Below are 13,399 nucleotides of genomic sequence, written 5' to 3'. Positions count from 1 at the left end.
ACTGACATTTTACGAAAGATCAAAACAGATCATTACGATTACTCAGCCCAATTGAACTTGCTGTCGTCAACACCTTCTTTTTCTTCTTTAACACGCTCGCGTCGGTGTTGCTCTTCAATTCGCGCAGCGTCTATCTCTTGCATAATGGCTTCGATGTCTGCCAAATCGTCAGTTTCTGTAAACTCGCCCGTCAGCTTGCTGTCTGGCTTTAAGTCGCCTTTCTCGTACAGCGCCCACATTTCCTTGGCATACTCGGTTTTCGCCAATTCAGGGGCAAATTGAGCGTAATAATCACGGATGTTATTGATGTCACGAGCCAACATCCACTCAGCGTTGTTATTAGCCGAAGCGTCGACAGCTTGCGGTAGATCGATAATCACAGGGCCGTATTCATCAACCAATACGTTAAACTCAGACAAGTCACCATGGATCAAACCAACGCAAAGCATTTTAACCACGTAAGTCATCATCACCGCATGATCTTCAATCGCTTGTTCTGGTGGCATCACAACATCGTTCAATCTAGGAGCCACATAACCGTCATCATCAGTGACTAGCTCCATAAGCAGCACACCATCAAAACAGCCATAAGGCACAGGCACACGAACACCCGCTTCGGCCAGTTTATACAAGGCATCCACTTCAGCGCTTTGCCACACTTTCTCTTGTTGTTCTCGGCCAAAACCAGAGCCTTTTTCCATCGCTCTGGCACGGCGGCTATTACGTACTTTTCGGCCTTCACGATACGCCGTTGCTTTTTTAAAGCTGCGCTGGCTTATTTCCTTATATACCTTGGCACAACGGATCGTATCGCCGCAGCGTACTATGTACACTGACGCTTCTTTGCCACTCATTAATTGGCTTGTCACCTCGTCGACTAAACCATCGTCAACTAAGGGCTGTATTCTTTTAGGTATCTTCATGCCGCCTTTATACATTAGTTGTCTTACAGATAGAAATATTAACTTAAGAAATGAATGACGAAACTATTAACGTGTTCTAAAAACGAACAGAAATTACGCCAAAGTTGGCTTATGACGACGACAACGTTCAGAACAGTAAATCACGTCATCCCAACAACGTTGCCACTTTTTACGCCATGAGAAAGGCTTTTGGCAAATAGGACATGTCTTAGTTGGTAAATGGGGCTTCTTGTGCATGGCCGTTTCCTTTTTGATGAGTCCACTTCTCGCGTCTACTAAAGATTCTCTATTACGCTCGATTCTCGCTTCATAGAATGACGAAGGTAAAACCAACAAACCTAGAGTCCCTACTACGTTCGTAGCTCACTTTAGGAAATGAAGAAAGTAATACCAACAAGCCCAGATTCCCTATTACGCTCGTGCCTCACTTTAGGGAATGACAGCTGCTTTTTATTCGATCCTGACATTAAGGGATGACGGCGAAGTGATTAATGACAACTTCCGACTCCGTCATCCTCGAGAAGGAGGAACGACTGAGTCGGGGATCTGCTTCATCTAGCTCGATTTCTATTTCTATTTCTATTTCTATTTCTATTTCTATTTCTGCACTGATGAATAATATGACTAGAAGCTAAGCAACAACCTTGTACTGCTTCTCCATCTCACTCACACCTAAGCCAGAGTGTTTTGTTACTTTAAGCTGAACAGGCACTCGCTCTTTCAGTGCTTCAACGTGGCTAATGACACCAATCATCTTGCCTGATGCATTCAAGTTATCGAGCGCGTTTAGAGCAATGTCCAATGTGTCACTATCGAGCGTGCCGAAACCTTCATCTAAGAACAGAGAATCAATACTGGTTTTGTAGCTTACAAGATCAGAAAGCGCTAATGCCAACGCCAAGCTCACCAAAAAGCTTTCGCCACCTGATAACGTCTTGGTATCACGCATCACATCGCCCTGCCATGTGTCGAGCACTTGCAGTTCTAAACCATCGTCGGCTTTACGTTTTAGCTCGTAACGACCATGCAAACGCTGTAGCTGCTTGTTCGCAAGGTACACCAAGTTTTCCAACGTTAAACCTTGAGCAAACTTACGGAACTTGTCGCCGTTCTTAGAACCAATAAGTGAATTCAGGCGTGAAATATCATCAAAGTCGACCTGCTGCTCGTCGATCTGCTTGAACAGATCTTGCTGATTACTGCGGTTCTGGCTATCCGTTTCAAGATTGGCAGAAATTGCACCGATCTTTGTCGCATGGCTTTGCTGTGCGTTTTGACACTCAGTAGTCGCTTCTTCAACTTGCTGTTGGTCTTGCTCTTGCCATGCTTTCGCATTTTCGTGATTTTGTAGCTCCACTTGTGTCGCTGTGGCGGTGTTCAACCTAGCTTGCGCACTGACAATCGCTTCGTCTAAAGACTTCTTCAAGCTTTGAAGTTGAGTTCTAACCTCTTCATCTAACAACGCTGCTTCAAAATTAGCCTCATCTTCGAATGGGCTGGTTTTCAGCGCTGCTAACCAAGCATTCGACGCTTGTATGTAGCTCGATTGCTTACTGACTAACTCGTCCGAGAAACCAGTGTGTTTGGTTTGCTCGGTTCGATGTTCCAGCTCGCAACGGTTAAGCACTAACTGCGCAGCATCAAATGCATTTACCGCTTCAGTGACTTTTTGCTTCATCGCATTGCTGGTGGCTTGAATGTCTTTATCACCAAACAATTCTGTTCTTTCAGCCGTTACACGAGTCAGCTCTAACACTAGAGACTCACTCTCTTGCGTCAGTGTCGTGAGCTCTTTCTCAACACTGCTTAGCTTGTCATCTAAAGTTTTCAGTTCGGCAGTTTGAGTAATCAGTTGCTTCTCAATATCAGCCTGTTGCTGTTTAGTTTGCTGCCATGTGCTTGATGCTTGTGATTTAGCAGTAAACCAATCATCAATATGTTCAAGTTCAGGCGCTTCGATAGCCGTTTGAACAATGCTCTCTTTCAGAGTGTTCCATTGCTGTTCTTTTGCTAGAGCTATCTGAGCCACTTGTTCGTTCGTGCTGTGATTTTGCTTATTCAGATCCGCTAAGCGTTGCTCGGCCAACTCGAGATTAGACTGCGCCTTGTCAGCCATAACACTTACAGACAAGCGTTGTTTCTCAGCTTCTGCGTAATGCGCTTTAGCATCAGCCAACGCTTTGAGTTGCTGCGAGCTCTGACTTAGTTGAAGTTCACACTGCTGAGTAAAGGTCGCGACTATAGCTTCATTACCTAAATCGTTAATCGTTAGTAGCGCCAGTTCAGGAGCCGTGCCAACGAAATCCGATAAGCTCTGTTGAAGCTTGCCGACAACGCCTTGCCAATTCAATTGAGCCTGCTGAATATCCGCTTGCGCACGTTGAATGTCATCGTTAAGCGCGACAACCATAGGGGCAAGAGAATCTAACTGCTGACGATGCTCTTGGCCTTCTTTTTTGATAGCCGTTAGCTCTAGGTTTTCCGTTTCTTTTTGAGCAACCAAATTTGCAGTGTCTTGCGACTGTTCAATCGAATGGTCTGTTGAACCACACAGTGGGCATTCAGACCCAGATTCTAGAGCTGCACGGTATTTCGCCAGCTCGCCTTCTTGATCAATCAAACGCGTTAATCGCTCAAGCGAAGTCTCTTTCTCTTTATATCGCTCCACCAGCACTTCACGTTCTTTTGAAAGCTTGTCGACCAATTGGGTGTTGGTCTGATGTGCCTGTGTTTTTGCGTGCAGCTGTTGTTGGGCATTTAGGAAACCACGATTGATCTCGAGTAATGAGTGCGTATTGCGATTCCAAAACTCCAACAGATCTTTTTGCGAATTCAACACTTGTTCGCTGGTGTTGCTTTGCAATGCTTCCCACTGTTGCTTTGCACTACTCTCTAACACAACCAATTCACTTAAAGTTTTGTCTTGCGTTGCTTTAGCGTCTTGCGCAGATTTGATGATCGTTAGCTGAGTATCAACCGCAGACAAAGTTTGCTTCGCTGAGTTTAACTGTTCTGCATGCTGACGCTCTAGAGTACGAACTTGCTCTACCTTTGCTTGCCACTGACCTAAGTATTTTTCCAGATGTTGGTCAGCTTGATGTGTATTTAAGTACTCAGTGCTGAGTTGATCTTGTTGCTTCAGTGCATCTGTTTTTTGGACCAAAACGACTTGTTGATTACGCTGCTGCGTATGTTGCTCGTTTAGCGTATTCGCTGCAGTAACGGCCGCAGTTTGCTTATCTTTGAGTACGGCAATTTGGTTATCTAGCGGGCGGACAAGATCGATGATCTTCTCTTGTTCTTGTTGCTCGGTTTTAACCTGTTCGACAATTGCACTGCTTTGAGTCAGTTTAGTTTGCGCGTCTTGCTTCTCTGCATCACGAACGGCAAGTAACTTAGTGCTGTTATCTAAATGAGCTTGAGTAGTGTTCACCTCTTGTTCGCAACGCTTTAAATCTTTGTGCATTGGGCGCAGCTTTTCAGCCGGTTCACTGTATGCCAAACGCTCTAGTGATGGTTGATTACGGTCTAGTTCATCTTGAGCTGTTTTAAGATCGTGCTCACTGGTCGCAATAGTTTGCTCAGCTTTGGTCACGTCTTTCCACCAGCTTAGATGCGCTTGCCACTCTTTTAATTGCTCGGCTAAACGCTTCTGCTCGGCTTCTAACGTTTCACGCTCTGCGGTTAGCTCTTTGATTTGCTCTTCAGACAGTAAACTCACCCCATCGGCTTTCGCTTTAAGGTGATTAAGCGACTCTTCACTCGACTTGAAATGATCGTAGATGCGCTCAGAGATCAGGCTATAGACTTCTGTGCCCGTCAGCTCTTCAAGTAGCTCGGCACGGTCGTTAGCATTGGCGTTTAAGAACGCTGCAAACTCACCCTGAGACAACATGATGGATTTAGTGAAGCGCGAAAAATCGAGACCAGTTACCTGCTCCACCAACTTGGTCTTCTTGGTCAGCATGGTTTCTAAGACTTTATCGGTGTCCGCATCCGCAAATTCACACGTTGGCGTTTGTAATGCGCCATCGTGCTTTCCGCGAGCTCGCTTTTGGTGGAAGTTAGAGCGATACGTTTTGCCCTGCACTTCAAATTCAAGCTCAGCGAAACACTCACCCGTGCCACGCGTCATTAATTCGTTGTTGCCTTTAGCGATGCTCTTTAAACGCGGTGTGCGGTGGAACAATGCCAAACAAATCGCATCAAGAATGGTGGTTTTACCTGCCCCTGTTGGGCCAGTAATCGCGAACAGACCATTTTCTGCAAACGGTGATTGGGTAAAATCGAGCTTCCAACGCCCTTTCAAAGAGTTCAGGTTTTCAAATTCTAGGCTTAAAATCTTCATACTGGTTACTCTTCTACTTTGTTTGGTGTTTGAGCGCTCTCGGACACTTCAACCATCACTTGTTTAAACTTCACCGTCATTCGCTCTAAACGTGCTTTTTCAGAATCGGTTTCAAATTCTTCTAAGGCAATACGCTTCGTAAACACGTCCATCGGGCTCAATTCAGATAAGGTTTCTGCCGACTCTTGCTCTAAAGCTTGGTTACGGCGTTCTCTTGCGCGGCGCAGTTGCAGCACTTCCACATTCAAACCTTCGGTTAGTGCGCGCATACGTTCTTGAAGATCCGACAAGTAATCTTGCGCTTGCACTTCTATCGATAACCACACGCTTTGGTCGCTATCTAAGCCTATATATTGATTCAGTTGAGATTCGATCTCGCTCAAGTCGCCTTTGATTTCAGCTAGGGGTTGGAACGTTGGAACTGGCAATTGAGAAATGGTGCGCTCGCCCTCAATAAACTCAACCACACATACCTGCTTTTGAGATTTAAGTTCATCAAAGCTTAATGGGATTGGTGAGCCGCAGTAACGAATGTATTCACGCTTTGCCACCACTTGTGGGCGGTGGATATGACCAAGTGCAATATAGTCTGCGTCTGGGAAGCCATCAGCGGCAAAACCATCAAGGTTACCGACATAGATGTCGCGTACCGAATCCGATTGTTGAACACCCATCGCCGTTAAATGACCCGTAGCGATAATCGGCATGTGCTCGCTGTTTTCAAACTCCGCACGTTTTTCTACAGCGGCATCATAAACACTTTGGTAGTGCTGTTTGATTGCATCTCCGAGTTGCTTCTGACGCTCAACGCCTGTGACGCCCGCCTGGCTGGTCAACACATCGCGAGGGCGAATAAAAGGAATAGCACAAACCAGCGCTTCTACATCGCCGTTCTTGCCTTTTAGTTCAACAACCTGAGTCGCATGATCTTCATTGGTATTAGGAATCACGTCTGCGCCCATGTATTTGAGCAGCTGTTGTGTCTCTTTTAGCACAGACACCGAATCGTGATTTCCACCTAACAACACCAATTGACAGCCGATCTTGTTCGAGTCGACCACGAACTTGTTATACATCTCACGAGCGTAACTCGGCGGTGTGCTGGTATCGAAAATGTCGCCAGCAACAATGATCGCGTCGATGTCGTGCTCTGTAACTTGCTCAAGTAACCATTGTAAAAACCGTTCATGTTCATTCTTACGGCTTTTATTGTAGAAGTTTTGGCCAAGATGCCAATCGGACGTGTGAAGAATCTTCATTGCTGCTCACTGGAAGTCTGTAATCCCTTTAATTTATCAAAATACCGATCAACTACCAAACGAGTTAGCATTATTTACCGTTTATAAGCTTGTGAAAACCAACTAATTTCAGGCTTTGGATCAACTATGCCCATAGCGTGACCAATCATTATTTTTGACATAAAAAAACCGCTCAACGTTAGAGCGGTTTTAGTTGTCTCTGGCCTAAACTATACGCCGTAAATTACTTAATCTTTATTTAGCGAGATTCAGCGAGACTAGCCAAGTAGTTATTCGTTAAATAAAATCCGCTGAACTTGTCAATAAAGTCCGCTGGAACGGTTTTATCGGTCAATCCAGATTCAATCAGAGCCGCTTGCCAACTCTGTACTTTCGGGAAGCTTTCTAGCATATCGAAGCCTGAACGCTCTTTAATTACAAATGCTCGGTGTAACAGTGGTAACCAAGCGATGTCGACGTTAGAGATGTAGTCCCCTTTAAAGAACTCAGTATCACCCAGTTTTTTCTCTGCCTTTAGGAACGCCTTTTGTAAATTGGCTAAGCGTGTTTCAAATGTCTCTTTGTCTTTACTCGCCATGGTGCCGCACTGTGGCATGTAATGTTTGCTCGCTTGATAAGACCAAGCACGGTCGAGTGCTTTCTGCTCGGGTGAAACCTCTTCAATAGGCGTATATTTATCGTCTAGATATTCAACAATTGCATCAGATTCAAAAAGGACGGTGTCGTTCTCTGTAATTAATACAGGTACCTGCCCGTTCGGTGAGATATCCAAAAACCACTGTGGTTTGTTATTCAGTTCAATGTACTCAATTTCAAACGGGACGTTTTTCATTACTAGTGAACCCATTACACGTTGAACAAATGGGCAGTTTTTAAAGCTAATCAATTTAGTCATTTTTGGCTCCGAATCGGGTTAATAATTTCTTGTTACACCCCTAAGACGAACCCAAAATTCAAAAGACGAAGAATAATTCGTTATTTCACGAAATAATTTAATTTGTTGTTATCAGGGCGTTTAAAACCAACAAAGAAATGCGAAATCTTTGCAAAGAATAGTTAATAGCTAGGGAGGCGAGACGGAGGGATACAGTACTAATTACTAATTAACGAGCTAACAAGCTAACAAGCCGTACTTTCCCCCACCAGCATTCAACTGATGAGGAGAAGTTAACGAAAGCAGAGCAAAACTAAACAACCAAAGATAGTGCAATTGATGCCATGATCACTCCTACAACAAACTCCAACATCTTCCATGATCTCGGGTTTTTAAACATTGGAGCTAAGAAGCGAGCACCATAGCCAAGTGAAAAAAAGAACACGAATGAAGCCGATACTGCACCTGCACCAAACAACATTTGATTTGGTTGATATTGTGTAGAGATAGAACCCAGCAATACCACAGTATCCAGATACACATGCGGATTAAGCCAAGTAAACGCTAAGCACATGGTAACTGCTTTGGTTAAAGAGTTTTTGGTTTCGACACCGGCTTCTAAGGCATGATTTTCGGTAAATGCTGAGCGAAAGCTCAAGAATGAGTAAACCCCTAAAAAGATAGCCCCACCGTAACGAGCAAACTGCTCAATTTGTGGAAACTGATCAACGATTGCACCAAAGCCCATCACACCAAAACTGATCAGTAATGCATCTGAAATCGCGCAGACAGCACAAATAGCAAACACATGCTGATTCTTTAAGCCCTGTTTAAGAACGAACGCATTTTGAGAACCGATCGCGAGAATAAGCGAAAGCCCGAGAGTAAAACCTGCAAAATAAGTCGGCATCAAAGGTTAGCCTCTTAACGTAACTCAATACTCATGAAATGACTGTGCGGGTCTAACACATAATTAGCAAAAGGTTCACAGTAACCAAAGCCAAATTTTTGATACAAATTACGCGCTGGCTTAAAGTAGTCTTCCGATCCCGTTTCTAGGCTAATACGTCGATATTGGCGAGCGGTTGCCGTATCCAAAACGTGCTGCAATAGCTTGCTTGCGACACCGGACTTTCTTGCAAACTGCGAGGTTCTCATTGACTTCAGTTCAGCGTGTTGTGTATCAAGCTCTTTAATGGCGACACACCCAAGCAGTTGGCTGTCTTTCCAAGCACTGAAAAAAGTAATCTCTGGCGACTTGAGCCCCTCTAGATCCAGTGCATGAACGCTTTCGACTGGCGATGTCGCATACATATCAGCTAAATGCTCTTCGAGTAGCTCAATAACCTCTCCACCCGACAAATCATCAATTTTTATTTCCATAACTCTTTAATTATCCTTAATAATTTTTTTATCCGTTTTAGATACAGTAAAATTACGCTACCCTCAAAAAGTTGCGTACGGCACACTTTAATCACATAGTCTCGTGACGCTTGCCGTGTTAGGTATCTGATAGCTTTGTCGATATACAGCAGTCACAATTTATTTACGACACCACCATTTATTTAAAGCACCTGTTTTTGGTGAGAGGATATGTAGTCAGATCTATATGAGCATCCAACTAGATTTAACCACAGCCACCCCTAGGCAGAATTTCGACTCTGCACAGGGCTATATTACGCTGCAAGACCACCGTGTCATCGATGTCGACGAAAACATTGCAAAAATCTTCGGTTACAGTTGCCGTGAAGCACTTCTCAACAACGTCGATTTTGTCTACTCATTAATACCCAAAGATTATCACGGCTCTGTCCGTGAACGTTACCTTTCTGCGATTAAAGGCCAACTGGGAAAGGGAAAGCTCTATAAAGATATTCCGGTGAATAACCGCCTTCTCTCGCTGTTTAGCCTTGCTCAAGCGGTCAGAGTCAACGACCGCCCCGCTCTTCGTGTAATGATCATAGATATTACCTCAGTTGTTGCTTCAGAGCGTAAACATCAAGAAAAAGATCGTATGTACCGGACTTTACTCAATAGTTCGAAACAGGGCGTGCTCGTCCACCAAAATTTCAAGCCTCTAATGGTTAATCAAGCCTGGGTTGAAATGCAGGGTGCCAAATCGATAGAAGCAGTGCTCGCCATGGACTCAATCATTTCAATTATTCCGCCGGACAGTCGTATCAATGCCATGAGACGCAGCCAGAGTATTCTTGCCGGTGATACACCAAGCTTCAGTTCTGTGGTTGAAAACCAATGCTTTGACGGGAGTAAAAAACACTTCAACATCTACGACAACATCATTAATTGGGAAGGCGAGAAAGCGATTCAAGTGGTGATAGAAGACGTTTCCGACAAGGTGATATTAGAACAAGAGCTACTGCACCGCGCACTTCACGACGATCTAACACAAGTGTTCAGCCGCAGTGCCATTTACGATTGGTTAAAAAAGCCGTTAAAAGAACAAACTGAGATGTCTTGTTTACTATTGGATATTGATGACTTCAAAAAGATTAATGACCAATTTGGACACAGTGTTGGTGACGATGTGATTCGCACTCTCGCGAATACCATTAAGAAGCACGTCAAAGCCTTGAACGGCGTGGTTGGCCGCTGGGGAGGTGAAGAGTTTATCGTCTTCTTTCCAAAAAACCGAACGACTCATGGAACCATTCTCAACACGGCATACTCACAAGCAAAAATTGTTGGTCAACGTATTTGCGAAGAATTTCGAACCCATCAATTCTTGGGATTTAATCGCACCAAGTTTCAATCAAGCGTCAGTATTGGCATTACCGACAGCTGCATCGTTCGTACCAACAACTCCCTAGATACGTTGATTCGAGTTACAGACGACGCGCTCTATCGTGCTAAATCCAACGGAAAAAATAGAGTCTCAGTAAACCACGAAGGTGCATGTATAGAGTGTGGCTCGTGAAACAATTGCTAAGCATCAAGAAAAGGTCATTTAAGCCTATAAGTTGACCCAAGATTTTCTTGTTATTTTTAAGTTCTAGTTTACTATGCGCCACCCCAATTTTTTCAGCAAATGCTGCAGGCAAACATGTCCGCCAACGCACTCTATACCGACCTATCCGGTTACTATGATTTAATGTGTGTCGATATTGACTACCAAGCGCAGAGTGACTGCGTTCGTAGGTTACATCAGATTTTTGGAAATGAAGGAAAAACACACCTCGACCTTGGATGTGGCACTGGACCACACGTTCGCCATTTTATTGATTACGGCTATCAAAGTAGTGGCCTTGATCTGAATAAACCAATGCTCGACATTGCTCAAGTTCGTTGCCCTGAAGCTAACTTTTCAGTACAAAACATGAGTAACTTTGAGGTCTCAGAACCGCTCGATCTTATCACTTGTTTCTTGTATTCCATCCATTACAACGACGGTATTGAGAGACTAAAAGAGTGCATTGCAAGCGTGCACCGAGCTTTGAAACACGAAGGTGTCTTCTGCTTCAACGTGGTTGATAAAGAGAAGATAAGCAATGACTTGTTTGTTCGACATACAGCCAACAAAGAACATGATGACTTTACCTTTCGTTCAGGTTGGTACTACTCCGGCGAAGGTAGTAAGCAAATGTTAAAGCTAAGTATCGAAAAAACGACTGCGGGTGAAACTCAAGTATGGAATGACGAACACCCTATGGTGGCATTCTCGTTTAAGGAATTGATCGAGATATTGAAGCCCTACTTTGAGGTTCATATTTTTGAGCACGATTATGACAAGCTGCTGCCTTGGGATACCAAATCAGGTAATGCTTTGGTCACTTGTGTAAAAATCTAGGTAAGCCAATTCCAAACGAATTAAACCGATACAAGCACACAAAAAAGAACCCACACTCGCCGTTCTCTTTATAGAGTATCGAGCCAATGTGGGTTCTTCGTTTCTATATGTATCTTGCTACCAAATCAAACACAGATTGATTAGAAGTCCGCTGTCATACCTACGTAGTAAGTACGTGGCTCTTCAACATAACCCATACTCTCTAGCTCTTGTGATACAGCTTCATCAGTCAAGTTAGTAATGCCTGCACGTACTCTAACCGAATCATTAATGTTGTATACGCCACCAATGTTTAAAGTAGTGTATGCATCTTGAGTCAAATCAGTTTCGATATTACGTTCACCACGGTAACGCGCACTAATAAAGGTATTCAGATCGAAAGTTGGGCTCCAGTTCAGTTTAACTAAACCTGAATGCTTGTAACGCTCAAGCAGTTCTTCACCCGTTGACTTATCTTCTGTGTCTAAGAACGTGTAGTTACCAGACACGCCCCACTCATCGGTAATCTGAAATTGACCCGTAAGTTCGGCACCTTGAACCACCGCCTCAGATACATTGGTATAAGTACGCTTCCCTTTCACATAGCCAGTAGAGCTAGAACTGTCTGCGCACCCTTTACCCGATTCAAACACTCCGCCGTTCTCGCAGTACGTTTCATCGCGATCAATAAGGTCATTGATTTCGTTGCGGAACAAGGCACCTTCAACATTCCAACGTGGTTGGTTGTATATTGCTGCAATTTCATAGTTCAAGCTCGTTTCAGGCTTCAGGTTTTCATTGCCATACAAATCACACTTCCCTTTGCAGCTATTAACAGTGTAGTCAGCTTGGTTTTGAGTTAACGAAGGCGCTTTAAACGCCTTACCCACACCACCTTTGATGATGAGGTCATTAGTCGTTTGGTGAACTAAGTACACACGCGGGCTGAATTCTTCACCGTACAATTCGTGCTTATCTAAACGTCCACCAATGGTTGCGGTGAGTTGTTCAGTCATCAACCACTGGTCTTGAACAAACAAAGCACCTTGATACGCTTCTGATGTACCGTTGATCAAGTTTTCTTTGTTGGTTAATTCGCTCAACTGGTAGTCCATACCAAAAGTTACGGTGTGACTATCACCGAGATAAGTCGTTGCTGACGTTTCTACTATTTGAGTTAGCTCTTCTACATCGCTACTGTAATTGTTACCTAGATCAGCGGCATCGTTGTCTGTCACGTTTTCACGAGAGTAACGAACTTGTGTGTCACCCCAGTTCCAAAAACCGCTGTGTGTAATCGCTTGACTGTTACGTACAACATTACTATCCACTAGGTTCGAACCTGTAGCATGTTCTGCTAAACCATCACGTTTATCGTCACTATAGCCAAGGTCTAAATCAATCGTCTGATTGTCTGTCATATTCCATGTCAGGTTGGCAAGCAAACTTAAAGTGTCGCGTTCCTCTAGAGCGGTAATATTTTCACGACCATTACCTGTATATGGTTGCCATGCGTCACGCGAGGTTTGATTTAAAGAAAAACGCGCAAACAACTCATCATCAATCAATGCACCGGACGTAGTAAAACCAACAGAATATTCTTCGCCACCATCTCCGTCTAATGGAGATGAAGTGTCCATGTTAATCGTTGAGCTCCAATCATTTTCTGGAGCTTTGGTGATGATGTTGATTGTGCCACCCATACCATCTGAACCGTAAAGTGCAGACATTGGGCCGCGGATGATTTCAACACGTTCGATTGACTCAGCTGGAATAGTCGAGAGATCGAAATCGTTACCACGAATGATGGCACTTGCAGAGCTTAAGCGACGGCCATTCACCATGATAAGCGTATAGTCTGAATCCATACCACGAATAGAGATCATCTGACGGCCAGCACGTGTGCTATCAAAATCAGATTCCACACTCGTTGATTCTGCAACGATGTCAGCCAAAGTGATTCCAGGGCTGTCTTCGATGTCTTGAGCGGTGATAACCGACATTGAAGCTGGCACTTGTTTTAGAGCCATTTCAGTACGAGTTGCCGTAACAACCATTTGCTCATCTGTCGCTTGCGCTTCTTTTTGCGCTAACACGTTAGCCGATAGTGAGGTGCAAATAACAGCTACTGCGACCGAAAGGGGTTTACGAATCATAAGAGGTTTGCGAACTATAAGGTGCTTGCGAGCCAAAAGAGGCTTGCGAATCAAC

Annotated in this window: 10 protein-coding genes; 2 read left to right on the top strand and 8 right to left on the bottom strand. The window is 44.2% G+C overall.

What is annotated here, in order from left to right; translation table 11 throughout:
• Window positions 1-38: 38 nt before the first annotated feature.
• The 7 genes from ACED59_RS07280 to ACED59_RS07250 form a co-directional block, all read right to left on the bottom strand.
• Window positions 39-923: a PA4780 family RIO1-like protein kinase gene (locus ACED59_RS07280; RefSeq protein ID WP_029221996.1), complete on the bottom strand. Its 885-nt coding sequence runs from the start codon at window positions 921-923 to the stop codon at window positions 39-41.
• Between the two features lie 93 nt (window positions 924-1,016).
• A complete protein-coding gene (locus ACED59_RS07275; RefSeq protein ID WP_017078065.1) occupies window positions 1,017-1,160 on the bottom strand; it encodes a DUF2256 domain-containing protein in 144 nt (47 codons plus the stop codon).
• A gap of 394 nt (window positions 1,161-1,554) precedes the next feature.
• Complete coding sequence (locus tag ACED59_RS07270) at window positions 1,555-5,271, bottom strand: AAA family ATPase (protein ID WP_017097439.1); 3,717 nt, start codon at window positions 5,269-5,271, stop codon at window positions 1,555-1,557.
• A gap of 5 nt (window positions 5,272-5,276) precedes the next feature.
• Window positions 5,277-6,530 (bottom strand): exonuclease subunit SbcD, encoded by a 1,254-nt coding sequence (sbcD, locus tag ACED59_RS07265; protein ID WP_004733922.1) that lies wholly within the window; start codon window positions 6,528-6,530, stop codon window positions 5,277-5,279.
• Between the two features lie 238 nt (window positions 6,531-6,768).
• Window positions 6,769-7,425: a glutathione S-transferase family protein gene (locus tag ACED59_RS07260; protein ID WP_017097440.1), complete on the bottom strand. Its 657-nt coding sequence runs from the start codon at window positions 7,423-7,425 to the stop codon at window positions 6,769-6,771.
• A gap of 292 nt (window positions 7,426-7,717) precedes the next feature.
• Window positions 7,718-8,314: a LysE/ArgO family amino acid transporter gene (locus ACED59_RS07255; protein WP_029223870.1), complete on the bottom strand. Its 597-nt coding sequence runs from the start codon at window positions 8,312-8,314 to the stop codon at window positions 7,718-7,720.
• 14 nt (window positions 8,315-8,328) lie between these two features.
• Window positions 8,329-8,787, bottom strand: a complete 459-nt coding sequence (locus ACED59_RS07250) for a GNAT family N-acetyltransferase (RefSeq protein WP_017097442.1) — start codon at window positions 8,785-8,787, stop codon at window positions 8,329-8,331.
• 226 nt (window positions 8,788-9,013) lie between these two features.
• Between ACED59_RS07250 and ACED59_RS07245 the strand changes: the two genes are divergently transcribed.
• Both ACED59_RS07245 and ACED59_RS07240 read left to right on the top strand, forming a co-directional pair.
• A complete protein-coding gene (locus ACED59_RS07245; RefSeq protein ID WP_017097443.1) occupies window positions 9,014-10,339 on the top strand; it encodes a sensor domain-containing diguanylate cyclase in 1,326 nt (441 codons plus the stop codon).
• A gap of 126 nt (window positions 10,340-10,465) precedes the next feature.
• Window positions 10,466-11,209 carry a class I SAM-dependent methyltransferase gene (locus ACED59_RS07240; protein WP_102248871.1) on the top strand — a complete coding sequence of 248 codons (744 nt, stop codon included), beginning with the start codon at window positions 10,466-10,468 and terminating at the stop codon, window positions 11,207-11,209.
• A 140-nt stretch (window positions 11,210-11,349) separates the two neighbouring features.
• Here ACED59_RS07240 and ACED59_RS07235 read toward each other — a convergent pair whose 3' ends face one another.
• The gene (locus ACED59_RS07235; RefSeq protein WP_050546543.1) at window positions 11,350-13,344 is read right to left on the bottom strand and encodes a TonB-dependent receptor domain-containing protein; all 1,995 of its coding nucleotides are present in this window, start codon (window positions 13,342-13,344) and stop codon (window positions 11,350-11,352) included.
• Between the last annotated feature and the right edge of the window lie 55 nt (window positions 13,345-13,399).

The sequence above is a fragment of the Vibrio sp. FF266 genome (assembly GCF_041439695.1).
In the GTDB taxonomy this organism is placed as follows: domain Bacteria; phylum Pseudomonadota; class Gammaproteobacteria; order Enterobacterales; family Vibrionaceae; genus Vibrio; species Vibrio tasmaniensis_A.
Note: the sequence above shows the minus strand (reverse complement) of the source record. Positions and strands in the feature narration are given on the sequence as shown.

What these genes read in the sequence shown, in the direction of transcription:
- ACED59_RS07280 (WP_029221996.1), bottom strand. Translation starts at nt 923, where the DNA reads ATGAAGATACCTAAAAGAATACAGCCCTTAGTTGACGATGGTTTAGTC.
- ACED59_RS07255 (WP_029223870.1), bottom strand. Translation starts at nt 8,314, where the DNA reads ATGCCGACTTATTTTGCAGGTTTTACTCTCGGGCTTTCGCTTATTCTC.
- ACED59_RS07235 (WP_050546543.1), bottom strand. Translation starts at nt 13,344, where the DNA reads ATGATTCGTAAACCCCTTTCGGTCGCAGTAGCTGTTATTTGCACCTCA.
- ACED59_RS07270 (WP_017097439.1), bottom strand. Translation starts at nt 5,271, where the DNA reads ATGAAGATTTTAAGCCTAGAATTTGAAAACCTGAACTCTTTGAAAGGG.
- ACED59_RS07275 (WP_017078065.1), bottom strand. Translation starts at nt 1,160, where the DNA reads ATGCACAAGAAGCCCCATTTACCAACTAAGACATGTCCTATTTGCCAA.
- ACED59_RS07245 (WP_017097443.1), top strand. Translation starts at nt 9,014, where the DNA reads ATGAGCATCCAACTAGATTTAACCACAGCCACCCCTAGGCAGAATTTC.
- ACED59_RS07260 (WP_017097440.1), bottom strand. Translation starts at nt 7,425, where the DNA reads ATGACTAAATTGATTAGCTTTAAAAACTGCCCATTTGTTCAACGTGTA.
- ACED59_RS07240 (WP_102248871.1), top strand. Translation starts at nt 10,466, where the DNA reads ATGTCCGCCAACGCACTCTATACCGACCTATCCGGTTACTATGATTTA.
- sbcD (WP_004733922.1), bottom strand. Translation starts at nt 6,530, where the DNA reads ATGAAGATTCTTCACACGTCCGATTGGCATCTTGGCCAAAACTTCTAC.
- ACED59_RS07250 (WP_017097442.1), bottom strand. Translation starts at nt 8,787, where the DNA reads ATGGAAATAAAAATTGATGATTTGTCGGGTGGAGAGGTTATTGAGCTA.